The organism is bacterium, from assembly GCA_037143175.1.
Classification (GTDB): domain Bacteria; phylum Verrucomicrobiota; class Kiritimatiellia; order CAIKKV01; family CAITUY01; genus JAABPW01.
Map to the genome: position 1 here is coordinate 1 of JBAWZF010000033.1, position 19,425 is coordinate 19,425.

At 53.9% G+C, this 19,425-nt stretch carries 18 protein-coding genes and 2 riboswitches; of the genes, 14 read left to right on the forward strand and 4 right to left on the reverse strand.

Annotation, left to right across the window (positions count from 1 at the left end):
* The first annotated feature begins 199 nt into the window (after nt 1–199).
* The 6 genes from WCI03_10385 (at nt 200) to WCI03_10410 (ending at nt 3,284) form a co-directional block, all read left to right on the forward strand.
* Nucleotides 200–1,189: a uroporphyrinogen decarboxylase family protein gene (locus tag WCI03_10385; protein ID MEI8140262.1), complete on the forward strand. Its 990-nt coding sequence runs from the start codon at nt 200–202 to the stop codon at nt 1,187–1,189.
* A gap of 247 nt (nt 1,190–1,436) precedes the next feature.
* Nucleotides 1,437–1,694 carry a type II toxin-antitoxin system RelB/DinJ family antitoxin gene (locus tag WCI03_10390; GenBank protein ID MEI8140263.1) on the forward strand — a complete coding sequence of 86 codons (258 nt, stop codon included), beginning with the start codon at nt 1,437–1,439 and terminating at the stop codon, nt 1,692–1,694.
* Nucleotides 1,691–1,960 carry a type II toxin-antitoxin system YafQ family toxin gene (locus WCI03_10395; GenBank protein ID MEI8140264.1) on the forward strand — a complete coding sequence of 90 codons (270 nt, stop codon included), beginning with the start codon at nt 1,691–1,693 and terminating at the stop codon, nt 1,958–1,960. Before WCI03_10390 ends, WCI03_10395 begins: the two co-directional genes overlap by 4 nt.
* Nucleotides 1,961–2,108: 148 nt before the next feature.
* A complete protein-coding gene (locus WCI03_10400; GenBank protein ID MEI8140265.1) occupies nt 2,109–2,396 on the forward strand; it encodes a toxin in 288 nt (95 codons plus the stop codon).
* Nucleotides 2,377–2,697 (forward strand): hypothetical protein, encoded by a 321-nt coding sequence (locus WCI03_10405; protein ID MEI8140266.1) that lies wholly within the window; start codon nt 2,377–2,379, stop codon nt 2,695–2,697. Before WCI03_10400 ends, WCI03_10405 begins: the two co-directional genes overlap by 20 nt.
* A gap of 20 nt (nt 2,698–2,717) precedes the next feature.
* A complete protein-coding gene (locus tag WCI03_10410) occupies nt 2,718–3,284 on the forward strand; it encodes a hypothetical protein (protein MEI8140267.1) in 567 nt (188 codons plus the stop codon).
* 241 nt (nt 3,285–3,525) lie between these two features.
* Here the strand turns inward: WCI03_10410 and WCI03_10415 are convergent, their stop codons facing one another.
* A complete protein-coding gene (locus WCI03_10415; GenBank protein MEI8140268.1) occupies nt 3,526–4,611 on the reverse strand; it encodes a uroporphyrinogen decarboxylase family protein in 1,086 nt (361 codons plus the stop codon).
* Nucleotides 4,612–4,757: 146 nt separating this feature from the next.
* On the opposite strand from WCI03_10415, the gene WCI03_10420 reads away from it, so the two are divergent.
* On the forward strand, nt 4,758–5,591 hold the full coding sequence (locus WCI03_10420) for an AraC family transcriptional regulator (GenBank protein MEI8140269.1): 834 nt from the start codon (nt 4,758–4,760) through the stop codon (nt 5,589–5,591).
* Between the two features lie 107 nt (nt 5,592–5,698).
* Here the strand turns inward: WCI03_10420 and WCI03_10425 are convergent, their stop codons facing one another.
* Nucleotides 5,699–7,042 (reverse strand): helix-turn-helix domain-containing protein, encoded by a 1,344-nt coding sequence (locus WCI03_10425; protein MEI8140270.1) that lies wholly within the window; start codon nt 7,040–7,042, stop codon nt 5,699–5,701.
* A 231-nt stretch (nt 7,043–7,273) separates the two neighbouring features.
* Here WCI03_10425 and WCI03_10430 point away from each other — a divergent pair, with 231 nt between their 5' ends.
* From WCI03_10430 to WCI03_10445, 4 genes are all read left to right on the forward strand, one after another.
* A complete protein-coding gene (locus WCI03_10430) occupies nt 7,274–8,335 on the forward strand; it encodes a uroporphyrinogen decarboxylase family protein (protein MEI8140271.1) in 1,062 nt (353 codons plus the stop codon).
* 15 nt (nt 8,336–8,350) lie between these two features.
* Nucleotides 8,351–9,664 carry an OFA family MFS transporter gene (locus tag WCI03_10435; protein MEI8140272.1) on the forward strand — a complete coding sequence of 438 codons (1,314 nt, stop codon included), beginning with the start codon at nt 8,351–8,353 and terminating at the stop codon, nt 9,662–9,664.
* Between the two features lie 34 nt (nt 9,665–9,698).
* Complete coding sequence (locus WCI03_10440) at nt 9,699–11,219, forward strand: methylenetetrahydrofolate reductase C-terminal domain-containing protein (GenBank protein ID MEI8140273.1); 1,521 nt, start codon at nt 9,699–9,701, stop codon at nt 11,217–11,219.
* A gap of 320 nt (nt 11,220–11,539) precedes the next feature.
* Nucleotides 11,540–11,715, reverse strand: a riboswitch (cobalamin riboswitch).
* Between the two features lie 29 nt (nt 11,716–11,744).
* A complete protein-coding gene (locus WCI03_10445) occupies nt 11,745–11,963 on the forward strand; it encodes a hypothetical protein (GenBank protein ID MEI8140274.1) in 219 nt (72 codons plus the stop codon).
* A gap of 507 nt (nt 11,964–12,470) precedes the next feature.
* Here WCI03_10445 and cbiB read toward each other — a convergent pair.
* Both cbiB and WCI03_10455 read right to left on the reverse strand, forming a co-directional pair.
* Nucleotides 12,471–13,412, reverse strand: coding sequence for an adenosylcobinamide-phosphate synthase CbiB (gene cbiB / locus WCI03_10450; GenBank protein ID MEI8140275.1), 942 nt, complete (start codon nt 13,410–13,412; stop codon nt 12,471–12,473).
* Nucleotides 13,409–15,988: a cobyric acid synthase gene (locus tag WCI03_10455; GenBank protein MEI8140276.1), complete on the reverse strand. Its 2,580-nt coding sequence runs from the start codon at nt 15,986–15,988 to the stop codon at nt 13,409–13,411. The genes cbiB and WCI03_10455 overlap by 4 nt, the downstream gene beginning before the upstream one ends.
* A gap of 114 nt (nt 15,989–16,102) precedes the next feature.
* Nucleotides 16,103–16,278: riboswitch (cobalamin riboswitch) on the reverse strand.
* Between the two features lie 834 nt (nt 16,279–17,112).
* On the opposite strand from WCI03_10455, the gene WCI03_10460 reads away from it, so the two are divergent.
* The 3 genes from WCI03_10460 (at nt 17,113) to WCI03_10470 (ending at nt 19,297) form a co-directional block, all read left to right on the forward strand.
* A complete protein-coding gene (locus tag WCI03_10460) occupies nt 17,113–17,343 on the forward strand; it encodes a hypothetical protein (protein ID MEI8140277.1) in 231 nt (76 codons plus the stop codon).
* 80 nt (nt 17,344–17,423) lie between these two features.
* Nucleotides 17,424–18,020 (forward strand): translesion error-prone DNA polymerase V autoproteolytic subunit, encoded by a 597-nt coding sequence (gene umuD / locus WCI03_10465; protein MEI8140278.1) that lies wholly within the window; start codon nt 17,424–17,426, stop codon nt 18,018–18,020.
* Nucleotides 18,011–19,297 (forward strand): Y-family DNA polymerase, encoded by a 1,287-nt coding sequence (locus tag WCI03_10470; GenBank protein MEI8140279.1) that lies wholly within the window; start codon nt 18,011–18,013, stop codon nt 19,295–19,297. The genes umuD and WCI03_10470 overlap by 10 nt, the downstream gene beginning before the upstream one ends.
* Nucleotides 19,298–19,425 lie beyond the last annotated feature (128 nt).

Sequence of the window (19,425 nt, forward strand, 5' to 3'; positions counted from 1 at the left end):
CATCGACAAGCAATGCCTGACGGAAAAGGTCAAGAAGGTGGATCCGTCCGTGATGGCGGAAGTTGATAACGGACTCCGGCTTGTCTTAGCCATTTGAAATTCGGCGAACCACACCTCGGAGTTTACGTCGCTGACGCGCCGAAACTCAAGGTGAACGTTCGGATAGAAGACAAACGGAAATGCCAGAAGGGGAATTGCGATGAACAAAACAATCAACGGTTTGATTTCCAGTAAAAGTGCGGCGCCATGCCTTTTCTATCCGGTTGTGAAAGAAATGGGGTTGTCCCTCATGGATGTGCTCACAGACGGTAAAAAGCAAAAGGACGTCCTTTTGGAAATTGCGGATAAGTATCCAGTAAGCGCAGTTATTCGTATGACAGAACTCTGGTGTGAAGCCAAAGCCTTCGGCATGGACTGCAAGATCGACGATGCGGATTTTCCAAAACTAGGAACAGTCTTGTATCCTGATATTGCCGCATTGGAATGCGCTGTCGTTCCGTCGCCATTGAATGATACCCTTTTTCCTCTGATTGAAGCGGTCAGACTTGCAGTGCCATGCATGAAGAAACCGCTGATTGTCGGCGCGACTGGTCCATACACATTGGGTTCCGTGCTCAATGGCTCCGAGGAGTTTATGGTGAATTGCATGACGGAACCTGACATCGTACATGCGTTCCTTGAGAAGACCACATCATTCCTGATTGCCTATGTGCTTGAATACAAGAAGGCAGGGGCAAGCGGTATTATTCTAGCTGAACCGTCCATTGCGATGATTTCACCCGACATGGCTGATGACCTATCACACCGTTATATTGAAAGGATCATTTCCGAAGTCCAAGACGATGCGTTCTCGGTTATTTATCACAATTGCGGAGCGGTCAATCCCCACGTAACATCCATTGTCAAACTTTCCGCACATGCATTCCATTTTGGAAGCGATGTTGATTTGGCGATCGCGCTGGATGGTTTGTCTTCCGACAGGATCGTCATGGGCAACATCGACCCGCAGCGTTTCCTTGCAGAGTCCCCTGAACAGATTGAGGCGGAAACCCGTGCATTGCTCTCCCGATATGCCCAATATAGCAATTATGTCTCTTCAACAGGATGCGACTTGTCACCCAGCGCCAGGATTGATTCAATCTCCAGATTTTGCGTGACCGTAAAGCAGTGGGAAGGGAAAGACGGATGACAAAGACACTTCAGGTATCATGTGTCCAGATGCACGGATGGGATTAAGGCGGCAGGGTTCGTCATTCGCCAATTGCTTCGAACAGGAGTTGGCTTGGAGAACGTACAAGCTCACAAGGGTCTTCGTTTGTGAGATAAGAAGAGGTCCAACCAACAAATGCCCGGTACGGCTTCGCCGCCCGAGATTTGCGCCGTTGGCCAGAAAGAATGTCTTGATAAATGTGTTGCGGATGTGACACACTGAAATCATGAAAACAGCAGTTATCCATGCGAGAATAGAACCCCAGATAAAACGACAGGCTGAAGGCGTTCTGCATAATCTAGGAATCAGCCCGACAGAGGCGATTCGGATTTTCTACAGGCAGATCATGCTCAGGCATGGGCTCCCATTCGCCGTGGCCGTCCCCAACGAATGCACGGCTGCCACCCTTGAAAAGAGCCGCCGCGGCGAGGATGTTCAGGAGTTTGAGTCATTGGATGCCATGTTTGAGAGCTGGAAGAAATGAAGAAGGTCTCCCAGACCACCCAGTTCGCCCGCGACATCAAGAAGATGAGGAAACGTGGGAAGGATCTGGCAAAACTCGAGGTGATTGTAAGGCTTCTGGCTACCGGATCTCCGCTTGATCCCAAATACAGGGATCATCCTCTCGTCGGAGAATGGAAATCCTCGCATGACTGCCATGTGGAACCCGACTGGATCCTGATTTATACTGCCGATGATGATTCACTGCGGCTTGAACGAACTGGGACACATTCGGATCTGTTCAGATAAAATAATCGGCCAACCACACCTCGCACTTTACAGCTCGTTCCTCGCCGAAAGTGAAGGTGACCGTTGGGGAATGAAACTGAAGAGATGATGGATGGGAATTGATTCAATGTGGGAGGGGCACTCCGTGCCGCGAAGGGCAGGGTGGTGCTTGAAATGGACAAGAGTCGCCGCGACGGAGCGACTCAAGACGGAGCGAGGGCTCAGTTTTGAACAAATGGTGATGCATATTGAGGGGGGCGATCTGCTGGCTGTGAATGAACACCCAAATCAGGGGCGATATCCCGGTCAGCAGATTCTGGTCGTTCGAGTTGGGGATTATGTGTACTTGGTGTCGTTTGTGGAATCGGCGGAAGGTCGCTTTCTCAAGACGATCATTCCAAGCCGAAAAGCAACACACCAGTTTTTGGGAGAATCCGATGAAGAAGACAAAACTTGATCCAGATGAGCAGGATATACTTGACTCTTTTGAGCGTGGCGAATGGAAGCCCGTAGCTAATCAAAAACAGGCGATTTCTCGCCATGTGCAGTACGCGAAGAACACTTTGGCGAAAGACCAGAGAGTCAATATTCGAATATCATCAAAAGATCTGGAGCAACTTCAAACCATTGCGGTTGAAGACGGCTTGCCCTATCAAACACTCATGGCTAGTGTTTTACACCGATTCGTTTCCGGACGATTCGTGGAAATATCCAGCCGAACATCCGTTCGCAGCGTACGCGCTGCCGCGCGCCGCTGAGAGAAATGAGAAATGGAGACATGAAGGCTGGAATATTGGTGCTGGCAACGGTGGCGGGTCTTCTCACGGTCGCCGGTTGCCGGTATATCGGCGGTGGGATTGCTGGAGCGAGCTATGACCCGACCTGGCAGGTCAGGGCTGCCAGACTCTATGGTGAAGGCGTGGCGAGCAACAGACTTGCGGTCACCGTGGCACCCCTGACAGGGGAAGAACCTCCACAACTGTTCGGGGGGATCATGCATGCCTTCCCGATCCGCGAAGAAATGGTTGGGGAAACATTTGTTCCGGTTGCGGGCACGGGTCTTGCCGCCAGATACAGCAAGAATCGTTTTGAGATTCTGAGAGACAAGGTGACCGTGATCAGTGAGGAACTGCCGAGACTCTTCAACATGCATCCCGTACGTATGGGCATGTGCACGCTTTCGTCTCAGCCTGTGATCATGATCGTGAACAAGTCACGATCGAGCACCGGCCTGTACTTCGTTACGCTCTACACGGCGGCAGGAGTACCGCTCAATCATAGTCGTGAGCGAACTCACTCCCGATCCTTACACTCATCCGACCACTCATCCGGCAAGCCTGTATAAGGCGTTGGATCTTGATCCGGAAATGGGAGATGGCGATGGTGGCGTTACCGATAGATCGTCTGTGGGTGATCCTGCGCCAGCCTAATGTTGAGACTTGTTGATTTATAACCTGCCGCAATTCCGGTGCAATGCCGGGCTGAGTAGCCATTGTTTGAGGCGGGGCTGATTTCATGGTGGTATTACGGAATTGCCAGACTATGGTGGTGTGGCTAGATTTTCAATACCAACTGTGTCAATTTTTTTACTGCCGGGTGGTCATGCGGCGGCCGCGTTCAAAGAAATATTGCAGGGTTTCGAATTTCACCTCGGGCGGAATGGAATGGTCGGAATGGATGACGTAACTGCAGCCCATGGCCATCAACGGGGCTATGGTTCGATCCATTTCCGCATCAATGATGGTTCGATCGTTACTGATGAGGGCGCGGGCGTCAACGCCGCCGAAGAAGGCAATTTGTTTCCCGAATTGCTTTGCCAATCTGGGCATGTGCATTCCCGCCTTGACCTCCATTGCCTGAAGGCAGTTCATTCCGGCGCGGATCAGACCGGGAACCAGAGGTTCAACAAAACCGCAGGAATGTACGATGACTTTCAGGCCCTTCCCATGGAAAAAATCAAATAGGCGCTTGTGGCCGGGTTCAACGATCTCTTCGTACATCTCGGGCGACATAAAGGGACGCTCCTTGAAGCCCATGTCCTCGTAAACGAAAGCCCCGTCCGGCAGCCCTTCTTCGGTGAAGAGAATCTCCAGGTGGCGTATGGTCATGTCGACATAGGTCATGACCATGTCTTTGACCCAGTCCGGATCCAGAGCCATGCCGACTAGCATGTGTTCGTGTCCACAGAGTGGGTGCATCTGTTCGAATGGGCCAACACCGGACCAACAGAAAAATTCCTGATTTTGGTCGGCCTGAGCGCGCGCCTTCCGATAATCAGCGACATTGATGCGGCGCCAGTCGGTCTTGAGAAGGTGAGGTTTGGCTATTTCCTCCCACGCGGGACGTTCAGTTACGCTGAAGTTGACGTGTTCAGGGGTGGTGGAGTGCTTTTTGTGGCGGCGGAGCTGAGCTCCATTTCCATCAAGAATCAATTGGGTATCCTCCGATTCCTCCAGTACAACGGGCTTGAAATCGAGGTCAACGGTATTATTGGGCCAGCCGCCCATGCGCAAGTCGAGTTTAAATTGCTCTACGAAGTCTCCCGTGAGCAGGCCGGCGTCCTGCCATTGTTGATATGTCTCAGGCCACAGATCCTCGTGACAGGGACTATGGTCAACGGGTTTAAGGTCGAGGGTGTTGTTGAATCGCTCTTTGCCTGTCATGGGGCTCATGGTCATCTCCGATTTGTATTTTAAAAATATCACATTTCATCTTCAAGAAATAACCCTTAGTATTTGATAAATAATTGAAAATGAAATGGATGTTTCAGGCATATATTTGTAAGAATACGATAATTCAATAACAAAGGAGTCGGGAGATGGCGGGTCTGGGGCAGGCGGAAATCATGACGGCGGCGGTGACGGAGTGCGCTCCGGACTGGAGTTGGGATAGCAAGTTGTCACCTTGGCGTCATCTTATCTTGTGGATGGTGACGGCAGGGAAAGGGACCATGAATCACGCGGGCCAGGTCTATCCTGTGCATGCGGGTGACTGCTTTGTGTTCCGGATGTGGCATCGGTGTGTGGGCATGCATGACCCGAAAACACCCCTGACTGTCTATTGGTGTGAATTTCGTTTTTTGGATGTAAAGGGAAACCCATTGACGCTTTCCGATGCTGTTGGCGCCCGATTGCCGGTTGTGCACCGGCGTCCACCTGATCTCCCCTTTTTAACTCAGGTGTTCGACCGGGCAATTCGCTATTCTCGCGAGTCAGGACGTCGCATGGAGGCAAATTTATGGATGGAGGCAACGCTTCAGGAGTTGTCTCGACAGGATGCCCGGTTGCCGCGAAGCGGGTTGGAGCTGGAGCACTATGAGGCAATCCGGGACGTAGTAGCCGCGATCCGCCGGGAACCTGGAAAGGCGTGGTCGGTGCGCGAACTCTCAAATCAACTGCATTATACTCCGGATCACTTCTCGAGGATGTTCCGTGCAGTACGGGGTGAGTCCCCTCGGGAGTTTTTGATCCGGACACGGATTGAGGAGGCGAAACATTTGATTTCCATGTCCAGCTACAGCATTGGCCGTATCGCCGATCTGCTTGGATATTCGGATATCTATCATTTCAGTAAGCAGTTTAAGGAGAAAACAGGCATTCCGCCTTCCCTTTTTCGGGCACACCGAAAGGCGGGGGACCGCGTCATGGGTTAATCCCGAGCGGAGTCCGGTTGCATGATGGTAATTCTATGGATGGATGATCCCTTGGATTTCTCGCGGGTGATCAAGCGTGTGATGCATCGGCCCACTGCTTCGGTTGGTCAGTTTTTAATGGGGCGGCGCTTCGTTGTCGGGGGGGGTTGAAGAGGGGCGGTTTCATCCAGATTTTTCAGGCCCGAAAGGAGCAGGGCCTCGTCGGGGACGCGGAGTAATTTGCGGAATTCGCCGGGTGTAAGGTTGATGGCGCGCTTGAATTCCCTCGTGAAGTGGCTTTGGTCGAAAAACCCGCAGGTGTCCCCGATTTCGCTGATGTCGAGCGACGTGGTGGCGAGAAACTTTTTGGCCTCGGAAAGGCGGATCTCTGTGAGCAGTTGTTTGAAGGTTTTCCCGGCCTCCCGGCGCAGGCGGTGAACTAGGGTTGAGGTGCTGACCCCGATGGCGCGCGAGGCGTTGGCCAGGGTGACACTTTCCTGATAGTGGGATTGTTGCCAGTTAGTCACGCGCTCTGAAAGGGGGCGACCATCCTGGGCGGAGGGATCTTTACCCTCGAAATACTCCTTGATCCATTCTGCTACCTCGTAACAGCTTTCCTCCGTTGATGTGGCATGTTCCAGCCTGAGCATCTGGCGCATCTCCCGGCTGGTCGCCACGGTCCAGGGAGTTCCGCTCAGAATGTTCTGGCTGGTCATCACCGCCAGCAGGACACGCACATGCGCCTTGAGCTTAGTCTGGTTCCAGTTACTGGCCATCAGGAGTTTTGCAAGGTATTTGGAGACGAAGGCCATCGCCCCCGGCTTGTCGTTCTGGTCGAGGCACGAAAGCAGTTGATAGGTGTCGCCGAGAATGTCCGGGGGCGTGGTCTCCTGCTGGCGAATGTCCGCTAACGCTTCCGCAATCCTGCGCTGCTGCAGATACTTCTCATTTTGGCGCCGGAAGAACTCGCTTGAATTGACACCCGACGAGCAGGATGTCTCCATGGCCAGAGTTCCCAGTCCACGCAGGGCGCTTGGAGTGATTTGATGGAGAGTTGGGATGAGTTTCAGAAATGCTTTTGGATCCGTGTTGGGCCAGGTCCCGGCAATCTGGGTCACGGCATCCCTGATGTCGTTTTCTTCGCCTGCGATACAGAATCCGCCGAGTTCTACGCCCCCACAACATTTATTGTGGGGTGCGATGGGGATGGTAATGAAGAGAAGATTGGCCCAGCAGCGATAAAAATGGGGTTCCCCTGAGGCCGTGGCGTGAACCGTGGAGTTACAGCAGGCGATGCGGCATAAGGAGGCGGCTACGGGGTGGGACAGGGCGTGCCGGCAGAAGGGGCAGACCTTGTTGTTAAGCAGAAGTTGTGGCTCATACAGTCCGTGATAAAGGGCACCTTGTCCGGTCAATTGCCCGATCTCATCAAGAAGCCGATCTGTTTTGGAGACGGTATTGTTTTCCTTCATATTGCCATAATATTCAACACTCATGCCTTATTATACAAGAAAATTGTTGAAAAAGTGGGATGATGATGCCATTTCAGTGGTTGAGTTAGTAAGAAGAAAAATAAGGAGAACCGAATGAGCACAGTGTTAGAGCAGATCAAAGAAAAGTTGATGAAAGGCAAAGCCAATGCAGATCTTGCCCGTACACTGGCCGCGTGAGGTGTTTTATCTCGATCGAATAGGATGTAAACCATGAATCGTCAGTATTTCATTGATTTGACCCGGAAAGATGTGCGAGTGCCCATTGGCGTAGATATGATTCTGCATCAATACCCTGATGTGGATGCCATTCTTGACAATGGGGAGCGGATGGGCCAAGTGCTGCTGGAGGCCGCGCGGTTCTATAACAGCCCGATCGTGATGCCCCACATGGATCTGATGCTGGAGAAAGACCATCTCCTGTCCCTGATGGGTATCCCCGCAGTGGATCGTCCGGCATATCATTTCCACGGTTGTCCATCGGATGACATGGTGAGTGAATTCAAGTCGAAGATAAAAGGCCCTCTTGGCAGGAGGATGGAGGCCCGGAATGATGCCATCCGGTATGTGGCGACCCATTCGACGCTCTTACCCATGGGAATTTCCATCGGCCCTTTTTCGTTGATGACCAAACTGTTGGCTGATCCCATCACACCTATTTTTCTTCATGGTATGGGCATTACCGGCGACGAGGATTCGGAAGTCAGGGCTGTAGAGATTTGCCTGGACTTGGCGCTGGCGGTGGTTTTGCGTGCCATTGAATCGCAACTGGATGCTGGTGCCCAGATCATCATCGTTGCCGAACCAGCCGCCAATTCCGTTTACCTCTCACCCAAACAGATGGAGGAGGGGGCTGATATCTTTGACCGGTTTGTGCTGGCCCAGAATGCGGTCATGCGCAAGCTCGTGGCTGATCGCGGGGCGGCCTTGATTTTTCATGATTGTGGTGCACTTACGCCCGGGATGATTCGTAAACTCGACACTCTTCGCCCAGAGGTTTTCAGTTTTGGTAGCCCCGTGAATTTATGGGAGGCGGCGGACCTTGTATCTAAGGACACAGTTCTCTATGGGAATCTTCCCTCCAAACGGTTTATGTCCGACTCCCTGATCACGGTTGAACAGGTGAAGGAGATGTCCTGTGACCTGGCGGCACGGATGCGGGAAAAGAACCATCCTTTCATGCTGGGAACGGAATGCGACGTGCTTTGTGTTCATGAACATAAAGAGGTGATTGCACGCAAGGTGGAAGCCTTCATGACCTGTTCGTTACAGTAATTGTTAGAGAGAAATATGTCATTAAACAACAAACGATGGTGGATTGCGGTTTCCGGAACCTGTCTCCAGATTTGTCTGGGCTCGGTATATGCCTGGAGTTATTTCCAGATGCCCCTGATGAACCGGTATCATTGGAGTAACACCCAGGTGTCGTGGGTATTCAGCCTAGCGATATGTTTTCTGGGTTTGGCGGCGGCATGGGGCGGGATGAACCTGGGCAAATGGGGGCCCCGTCGTCTGGCGATGCTAGGGGGGGTGCTGTTCGGGTCTGGCACCTTGATTGCGGCCCTGGCGTTGCATGTCGAGTCACTCATCCTGCTCTATGTGGGATACGGCATAGTGGGTGGAACGGGACTCGGACTTGGCTATGTCACTCCGGTGGCGACGGTGGCCAAATGGTTCCCCGATAAGAAAGGATTTGTCACAGGCATGGTGGTCATGGGGTTCGGGCTGGGTGCCATGCTGATGAGCAAGGTGCTGGCACCGATGTTGATGGCGGCGACGGGGGGTAATCCAGTCTCTGTTTTCGCTTTTCTCGGCGTTTTCTTTCTGATTACGGTCACCTTGTGCGGTACGGTACTTCAGAATCCCCCGGCCGGGTATGTTCCGGAGGGTATGACCCCAACCTCCAGCACGGTGTGCGCCTTCAGTGATGAATACGTTCCCATCAGTTCCTATTTGCTGTCGCGGCGATTCCTGACCATGTGGGGCGTCTTTTTCTGCAACATCGTTGCAGGGATCGCTATCATCGGTTTTCAGTCCCCACTGTTACAGGATTTGCTCAGGAAGGAGAATCCTGTCATGACAACTTCAGCCCTGGTTTCAACCGGGGCCACCCTGATCGCAGTGAGTTCCCTGTTTAATGGAATCGGGCGCTTTTTGTGGGGTGGGCTCTCGGATCGCATAGGTCGTATTCAAGTCTTTCGCATTATGCTGGCGACCCAGGGCCTGGCCTTCCTGATATTGTCCAGGGTGGAGAACCCTTGGCTCTTTGCCGTGCTGGTTTGTTATGTCCTGCTTTGCTATGGCGGTGGATTCGGGGCAATGCCCTCTTTCGTGTTGGACGTGTTCGGGGGAAAGCGGATGCCATGGGTGTATGGCAGCATTCTCACGGCATGGTCGGCGGCGGGGATTGTCGGCCCGCAGATCGTAGCCTGGCTGAAAGATCATTATGCCCAACAGGCTGGTCCGGTGTCATTTCTTGTGGGTGCGGGTTTCCTGATTATAGGGTTGGCGCTGTCGGGGTATGTAACCGATGAACCCTTCGCCTTGCGTGCGCCTGTGAACCCCAAAGGGTCCGTACTCAATGATGTGGTGGGTAAATGCTAAATAAAAAACCGCAGTCAACCATGGAGATTCGATCATGTTAAGAGACGCACTTTTAAACGGCGAGTTTGTCATCACTTGCGAATTTGTGCCCGGTCGTGGAAAAGAGGGGGCAAGCCTGGATGCAGCACTTCTCTTCGCGCGGGATGTCGTAGGATCGCTTCCGAAAATTCATGCCGTCAGCTTGACCGACAATCCCGGCGGTAACGCGGCCATGATTCCCGATGCCTTGGCCCCGGAGATTCTCAAAACGGGAATGGACGTGTTGATTCATTTCTCCTGCCGCGACATGAACCGAAATGCCATGGAATCGCGCCTGATGGCCCTTGCCCGGGCGGGCGCCAATAATCTTCTGGTTATCTCAGGCGACTATCCATCGGGCGGATATGACGGTAATGCGGCTAGTGTGTTTGACCTTGATTCTGTGCAGGCCGTCAAATACATCAAACAATTAAATGCCGGGCTTGAGATTTCCGGAGTCAAGAAAGGCACCGTGACCCGCATGCCGCCAACCAGTTTCCTGGTTGCGGCGGCGGTATGTCCTTTCAAGGCGACTGAAGAGGAACTACTGCCCCAGTATTTCAAGATGGAGAAGAAAATCGCGGCGGGTGCCGACTTTATCATTCCTCAGCTCGGGTATGACATGCGCAAGTTCCTGGAGATCAAACGTTATTTGCGGAGTCGAGGATTGAATGTGCCAGTGTTGGGAAACGTCTATGTGTTGAGTTATGGCGCGGCCAAAGCGATGAATGCAGGTATGGTCCCCGGTTGTGTCGTCACGGATGAGTTGTTGCGCGTGGTCGAAGCGGAGTCAAAAGAACCTGACAAAGGGAAGTCGAAACGTCTGGAGCGGGCGGCCAAGATGGTCGCCATGTTCAAGGGCATGGGCTTCAACGGGGTTCATATCGGAGGGTTTGCCCTCAAAACGGAAGACTTTCGTTTTATCATTAATCGCGCCGTTGAATTGGAGTCACGTTGGGAGGAGTTTATTCCCGAGGTATCGTTCGCTCGTGATGGCGAATATTATGCTTTCCCTCCGCCAGCCAACTACGTCGATTCCGATCAGGATAAGGATGTTGTCAAAGGCCTTGGAAAAGGGCGTCGTATCTGGGGTTATGAAATGTCAAAGCTGTTTCATCGTATTGTCTTTGAGCGTAGCAGCGTGGTCGCGCGTATACTTACCTGGTACTACAAAAGGATTGGCGATCAATCTGTTTTGGCTCGTCTCTCGCATGCCAACGAGCATGCAGCCAAGATGTTACTTTATGGATGCCAGGACTGCGGGGATTGCGCGCTGACGGATATGGCCTTCTGTTGTCCCAAAGCCCTGTGTGCTAAACAGCAGCGAAATGGTCCCTGCGGCGGCAGCGTGAACGGGATGTGTGAAGCGTATTCAGATTCCCGGCCTTGTGTGTGGACTCTGGTGTATAACCGCCTGAAGAGCGATGGAAAGCTCGATGAAATAAGGACCCATTACGTGCCCCCTCAACGATCACAGTTGGCGCATACGTCAGGATGGGCCAATTATTTTCTTCGGCGTGATCATAACGCAAATTGAATCCGTTCAGGCTGTCGACCGTGCGGCCAATCAAGTCGAGTTCCACAGTGCGGAACAGATCCCGGGAAGATCAGACCATGATCGGATTTCCGGTGGATGGCATTGGGTGAATTCGTTAAGAGAACCTATAGTTTCCACCGAAAGGTCTCGGTTGTCCCTTTATCCCAGCCATCCCACACATGACTTGCGCCAGCAGGTGGCAAGGAAGCGGTAAGGCGGGATGGCAGTCGGAGCGGTTCGTAATAGGGGAGTAACCGTCGTATGACAAAAGCATAAATGGCATCGCCGCTTCTCTTTTATTCCTTTCTGCAACGATCAACTTGATGACTCAATATGCGGGTCGGTATTCTGGTTTCCTGATCAACCTACTGATCGTGCCTTCCCATCTTACGACAGTGGCCTAAACGATGTTCGTTCCCGGTTACAGCGGCGGGACCGCGACGGATTTACACCGTCTTCCCGACAAACGCATTGCAATTACGTTACAATTATTATGTCAGGCTGGAGGAAAGTACAAGGTGAGCATTGGGTTTTTATCACAGTCTAATTGTAGTAACGGGGCAGGTAAATGGTGAACGTGGTGCCTTGGCTCGGCGTGCTGTGAACCTTGATGGCTCCGTCGTCCCGGAAGGTAACCACTACATAGTCGCCGGGTTGGAGGAAATTGGGTTGATGCTGGCAGTCGGCTGCGAGGAGCGTTCGATTGGCCGCTTCGATGGTAATATGTCCTGCTTTCAGGTATGACCTCGTTCAGGATCTGCATCGTTGGCGTGATGGTTTGTTTCCGTGAAAAAGTCAGCAATTGCTGCGCGAGTTCGGCGGCACGGTGTGCTGCTATCTGGATTCCGCGGAGGTCGGCAAGGATCGGATTGCCTGGTGTTAAATTTTCCGCGATGACGTCCGAAAAGCTCAGGATGATTTGGAGCTTGTTGTTGAAGTCGTGGGCTATACCACCTGACAACTGACCCAATGCCTCCAGCTTCTGGGCTTGGAGGAACTGGCCCTCTAGTTTTTTGCGTTCCGCTGCCGCCTGATTACGTTCCTCTTCTTTTTGGATGCCGGCCGCAATAATACTAAGGAATTCAAGATCACTCTGCTTGGGCGCGAAGTCATGCTGAAAAACGACGCAGAGTGCCCCTGCAACCTCTTCTGCATTCCAGACCGCCTTTCGACGGTTTTGCCCTTAACTCATTTCTTCTTTTCGGTATCTTATTCAATACCCGTAGTATTTTTGTCAAGGGTTCCTATCGACTAGAATGAGCGGCGGGCCAGTAGGCCCAGGGCCAGAAACAGCGCCATGGTGGTGAACATGAGGAGATTGGCCTGGAGAATATGTTGGGCGGTGAGCGGTGTCAGGGCATCGCCGATGGTGGGTTTCTCAAGAGGTTCCCCGTCGTAAATAGCGGTGCCACCGAGTTGTACGCCCAGCGCGCCGGCCATGGCCGCTTCCGGTAAGCCGGAGTTGGGGCTGGCATGTTTTCGGCCATCCCTCCGGAGTATGCACCATGACTGTAGCGGGCGCATGTTCAGGAAGACTGCGGCCACGCCGATCAACGGTGCGGTGAGGCGGGCCGGGAGGTAATTGGCAAGATCGTCAAGGCGGGCAGAGGCCCACCCAAAACGGCAGTAACGCGGCGTCAGGTAGCCAAAGGTTGAGTCCAAGGTGTTGATGGCACGATAGGTCATGGCGCCCAACGGGCCCGCAAGAAGGGCGAAAAAGAGGGGGGCGGTAACGCCGTCGACAGTGCTTTCGGCTACACATTCAACAGCCGCCCGGGTGACGTCGGCTTCATCGAGGGTATCCGTATCGCGCCCGACAATCATGGCGACCCGCTTGCGGGATAGGGGGAGATCTCCAGCCTTCAGCTCGTGATAAACCGACATGCTGTGCCTGGCGAGATCGCGGGGTGCGATCGCCGTGTAGATGGCCAGAATAGAGACGATATCGCTGGCGACAGGATGCAAGAGCATCGCACCATGAATCAGCCCCCAGACCGCGAAGGCAGTTGAGCCAACCACCAGTAACACCACCAGCACGCCGGCCGCATATTCGTTTTTGAGGAGGCGCCGCAGGGGGGCTTCCAGCCGTTGTGCCAGCCAGCCGATGCCCCGGACAGGATGCGGCAACCAGCGGGGATCTCCAATCATGAGATCCAGGCCGACGGCGGCAAGTATGTGTAATGTCAGGGTCATTTTCGTAATCCCATCAACCGGTAGATTTCGTCGATGCGCAGGGCTTTTCGCACGACCCCCGCCAATTCATTCAATGCCAGTTCGATATCGTAGGCGGCATAGGTGCCTTCCATCGGCGCGAGCCCACGGCGGGTCCTCAGGCGATTGATGAACCAACGGCGGAAATCGTCGGCATCGAAGACGCCATGCAGATAAGTGCCCCAAATGCGGCCGTCGGTATCGACCACGCCAATCGACTCGCCATCAGTCCGGATGAATAGGGGGGGGGACGCCGCGGATTGGGTCTGGCCATGATGTATCTCGTATCCATGCACGGTGAGTTCGGAGGGAGCGTGCCGTGCCGAGACGCGAAGCAGGGTTTTTTCGCCCTTCATGATGGTTCGGATATCAAGCAATCCCAACCCGTTGGCCCGGCCGCTGGCGGTTTCCACGCAATCAGGATCCTCAATCTCCCTGCCGATCATCTGGAATCCGCCGCAGATCCCGACGATCTCGGTTTCGCCCATGGCGGCAAGTCGCAGAATGCGATCCGCCAGCCCTGTCTGTTTTAGGTAGGACAAATCATGCAGGGTATTCTTACTTCCGGGAATGATCACGGCATCGGGTTCGCCCAGTTCGCCTGCGGAACGGACAATGCGCAAATGAACGTCCGGTTCCACCTTGAAGGCGTCGAAATCGGTAAAGTTGGAAATATGGGGAAGATCAATGACGGCAATCTCAATCGCCGCCCCGTCCTGTTTCGCGTGGACTATGACGCCGCTCTTGAATGACACCGAATCCTCTTCGGGAAGATTCAAGTTGGATAGGTTCGGCACCACGCCCAGCACCGGACGGCCGGTAACCCGCAGCATGTAGTCCAGGGCATCACACAGCAGGGATTCCTGGCCGCGGAAACGGTTGACCACGAACCCGGCGACGAGGGCGCGTTCCCATTCCGTCAGGACCTCCATGGTGCCGACAAATGCCGCGAACACGCCGCCGCGATCAATGTCGCCCACCAGCAAGACCGGGGACTGGGCGTAGCGGGCCATGTTCATGTTGACGATGTCGTGCGACTTCAGGTTCACCTCGCCGGGACTGCCCGCGCCCTCCAGGACGATGACATCATGGTCGGCCGCCAGTTCGTCGTAGGCCCGGCAGATCGTCTTAAAGGCTTCCGGTTTATAGCGGATGTATTCGTCAACCGACATATTCCCCACAGGCTTGCCCATCACGATAACCTGGGAGCCTGTATGGGAGTTGGGCTTGAGCAGTACCGGGTTCATCCGAACGTCGGGTTCGATCCGGCAGGCCTGCGCCTGAACCACCTGTGCTCGGCCCATTTCACCGCCATCGCGCGTCACGAACGAGTTGAGCGACATGTTCTGGGACTTGAAGGGTGCCACCCGGTATCCGTCCTGAAGCAGAATGCGGCAAAGCGCGGACGTAATCACGCTCTTTCCAGCATTTGATGTCGTTCCCTGGAACATGATGGCGGGAGTGCGGCGCGGGGTGGGTGTGGGGCGCCGTGTTCTGGTGACGGATTGCAGTGCGCTGATGAGGCGCTCATTTTCCACCCTTGGCCGGACGGCCACCCGGAAGTAGCGGTTGTCCAGACCTCGGAAATTTCCACATGACCGGATGGCAATGCCGTGTTCCTTGAGTAGTTGTTTTGCTAGGGTATCGGCGTTGTTGGCGGAACCGGTTAGCCGGGCTAGAAGGAAATTGGCGGCACCGGGATAGGGAACGAGGCCGCTGATTTGACTCAATTCATTCAGCAACCAGTCCCGTTCCTGGCGGACCAGAGTTCGGGAACGTGCCACGTAAGCGGTGTCCTCAAGGGCGGCCGCGCCCACGGCCTGTGCCAGGGTATTGACACTCCAGAGCGGCTGGCGTTCGCGCGCCTTTTGAATCATGCTGGCATTGGCTACGAGGCATCCCAGCCGCAGCCCGGGGATGGCAAAGATCTTGGTCAGCGAGAGCAGGACGGCGACATTGGCGGGCCGATTCACTGTCAGACTGTCGAAATCCTCCACGAAATCGCCAAATGCCTCATCTACGATGAACAGGCTGTCAGGGTGGGCGGCGGCCAGCAAGTGCAGGGCCCCGGCGGGGCAGAGGCAGCCGGTCGGATTGTTGGGGTGGCCGATGAACACCGTGGCGGGGGTCTTCAACAAAGGGTTAAGCCGGGCGGGGTCGAGTTTGAATCCTTCGGATTCGTTCAGGGGCAATTCGATGAGGCTCATGCCGGCGAGACGGGCTGCACGGCCGTAATCACTGTAAGAGGGAACAGGGATGATGGCGCGAGCGGTTCCGGCGACCTGGGTCAGCAGGCTGAGCAACTCGGTGGAGCCGTTTCCGGTGAGGACTTCCTCCAGAGTGGCATGGTAGCGATCAGCGGCAGCATTTGCCAGGGCGGTGGCTCCAGGATCAGGGTAGTGGGCAAGATCAGAAATGTGGCGGCTGATTAGCGGACGAAGCCAGTCGGGCGGGCCGAGGGGATTGATATTGGCGCTGAAATCAAGAATATTGCCCGGGGCTTGTCCTGCATCCTGTGCCAACTGTTTCAGATTTCCACCATGTTCAAACTCAGCCATTGTCAGAGTCCTTGATCCAAAAAAAAGGCATCCCGACGCCCTTTCGGGAGCCGGGATGCCGATATTTCATCCCCAAACAGAGTTTCACTTTTAACCCCTCTCCACGGGGGTTAAGTCATGATTCACGATGCGGGTCGGTATTCTGGTTTCCGGATCACTCTACTGATCGTGCCTTCCCGTATTTCGACAGTGGCCTGAACGATGTTCGTCCCCGGTTACAGCGGCGGGACCACGACGGATTCACACCGTCTTCCCGACAACCGCATTACAACTACAGCGGGAACAATATGTCAGGCAGGTGGAAAGCACAAGATGAGAATTATATCTTACCCAGCGGAGCATGGTGAGGCCGCCGCCGCAAGGTTGCGGCCTTTTATTCTTGGTGCGCCCTTCCGTACCATCTCATTTTTGGCTGGAACTCCGGACTGATATTTCCTCAAGTATTTCAACTGCATCCTCGATCAGCTTCTTGATCAAATCATTATCCATGACACCTCTCCTTGTTTTTCCGCTGCGAAATATTTGTAGCGTTTAGAGCAGTCTTGCCAGGGAAGGCAGGTTTTTCAATTGAGATCTGAGCGGCAGAACCGGGTGGCTTACACGACCTAGCCGGGATGATTTAACTCAGTCCCTGGAAATTATCAGAGCGAAATATTCGTCAGGGCAGTGAGGGGAGAAGGTTATTCATCACGAAAATCGGATGAGAGGATATGCCCTGCGAAAATTAGGTGTCAATTAGGTGTCAATATTGGTAGCTATTTTTGGGGTATTTGACGTACTTATGGTGCTTTACGGGTTTTGATGAAAACCCCAGCGAAAGCCACTCAAACCCTTGATTTCATTGGGGTTTAAGTGGTAGAAGTGCAGGGATTCGAACCCTGGACCGATGACTGTCTGAAGCAGTCCCGCCAGGCCCCTGGAATGCCTGTGGTCAGGGTGATGAGAAGGATTCCCCGGCGCAGATACCCGCCACCAACCCCATCCCCGTACCCCTTAGAAATCTCGATTACGGGCCGTACGATTCGCTTCCCCGCACGTACTTGGCCCTAATGCCTCCGGCATAGCTGCCAGCGACGCAACGATATCGCTTGCAGGCGGCATGGTGGCGTTATTACCCTCTGGGTATGAACGAATCTGACCTCAATCGAATCCGCAGCGAGGCCGAAAACGTTTTCCGTTGCGGCGTAGATTCCATTCATGGCTTCGGTCACTGGTGTATTGTGGAGGATAATTTCCTGCTGATCGCAGAGACCAATGGAGCTGATGTATTCGTAGGGCGGTTGTTCGCCAACAACCATTTTGAGGGCTGTGCGCCGCTGACCATAGACCGACTTAAGCAGAGACTTGCAAAATAACACCCCCTTCTTTTTAGTCTTTCGCTTGCATTCCATCTGCTCTTCTTGCACGATTTTGTAATTATTGTTACAGTAATAGCATGAAGACCAAAACCGTAACATCCCGTAAGCGGAGACCGGGCGCCGGGCGTAAAACAGGCTCAACGAAATATGGGGAACCGACCCATGTGATTCGGCTGCCAGAATCGCTCCACAGGCAGGCGTTGGCGCTCCTGGCTGCCCGCACTGCTCCCCAGATTGGCGAAAATATTGTGGAGATCACCGGGCCAGCACCCAATGCCCCGAAGTCTGAACGGCCATTATTCTTGTCCCAGGTAGCGGCCGGCTTCCCGTCTCCTGCTGACGACCACATTGAGCAGAGGCTGGACCTCAATGAATATATGATTCAGCATGACGCCGCGACCTACTTTGTGCGCGTCAAGGGTGATTCCATGATTGATGCCGGTATCAGGGATAATGATGTACTGGTGGTCGACCGTTCCGTCACTGCCCGTGTGGGCTGTATTGTGGTGGCAGTTGTGAATGGCGAATTGACCGTCAAAACGTTGGGCCGGAGTAAGTCCGGACAACCTCGACTAGTCCCAGCCAACGCCAACTACACTGCTATTGAGATCAAGGATGGCATGAGTTTTGAAGTTTGGGGTGTGGTAACGGGCTCGGTCAGGAAATTCAAATGAGCTCGCGTGTCATAGCGCTGGTGGATTGCAATAATTTCTACGTCAGTTGCGAGCGTGTGTTTAATCCCAAACTCGCCAACCGGCCAGTAGTGGTATTGTCCAACAATGATGGTTGTGCGGTGGCCCGCTCGAATGAGGTCAAAGCACTTGGCGTTAAAATGGGAACCCCTTGGTTCAAACTGAAAGATCTGGCGCGCCAAGAGGGGATCGTGGCCTGCTCATCCAATTACGCCCTGTATGCCGACATGAGCAATCGCGTGATGTCCATTCTGGCTCAGTACAGTCCGTTTCAGGAGGTGTACTCGATTGATGAGTGCTTTCTGGATCTCACAGGCGGTCCTGGCGGGGATCTACAGCAATATGGGCAGGACATCAGGGAACGGGTACGGCAATGGACGGGATTACCTGTGTGTGTTGGCATCGCCTCAACGAAGACACTGGCCAAACTGGCGAACCATATCGCTAAGAAGAATCCGCAGTTCAGCGGGGTCTGTGATCTTAACGCCATGACGACCGAGGAACGTGAGAACTGGTTCAGCAGGCTAGAGGTGGGGGAAGTCTGGGGGATAGGCAGACGGCTGGCGCCCAAATTGGCTGAACTGGGGATCCATACGGTACTGGAACTTATGCGGGCGAATTCCTCGATGTTACGCTCGCGTTTCTCTGTGATGATGGAGAAGACTCATAGGGAGTTGAATGGCATGGTATGTATTGAGATGGAAGAGATCAGCCCGCCCAAGAAGCAGATCGTGAGTTCGCGCTCGTTCGGGGTAACGGTTTCCGATCTGCAGAGTCTGGAAGAGTCTGTGTCGCTATATGTTGCCCGGGCCGCAGAAAAGTTACGGCGCCAGAAGTCGTATACTGGTTCCGTGATGGTTTTCATTCATACGAGTCCATTCAATCCCAAGGTACCCTATTACGGCAACAGCATCACAGTTTCGTTACCTACTCCCACGGACGACACCATGCAAATCGCTAAGGCTGCGATGTGGGGGTTGAAACGCATCTACCGCGCGGGGTTCCGCTATCAGAAGGCGGGCGTGATGTTGTCGGAGATTGTACCGCCATGTTCGGTGCAGACCGATTTATTTGCCGGGCGGACGGATGGCAGGAGCAAGATCGTGATGGGGTTACTGGACGGGATAAACCGCCGGTTGGGGCCCGGCACTTTGCATTCAGCGCGGCAGGGGTTTGCGCAACCCTGGCGGATGAAGCAGGAGCACAAGAGCCCCGGCTACACTACCTGTTGGGATGAATTGCCTGAGGCGGTGGCTTGAACGATACGGGTACTTATGTCTGATTAAAATACATTATCAGATTGATGTACTACGCCTGCGGGAAGCGTTATAATTCAGGTATAGGGAGACGGGGATTCAGCCAAGTCATGAGTCGGCATACGGCTCAC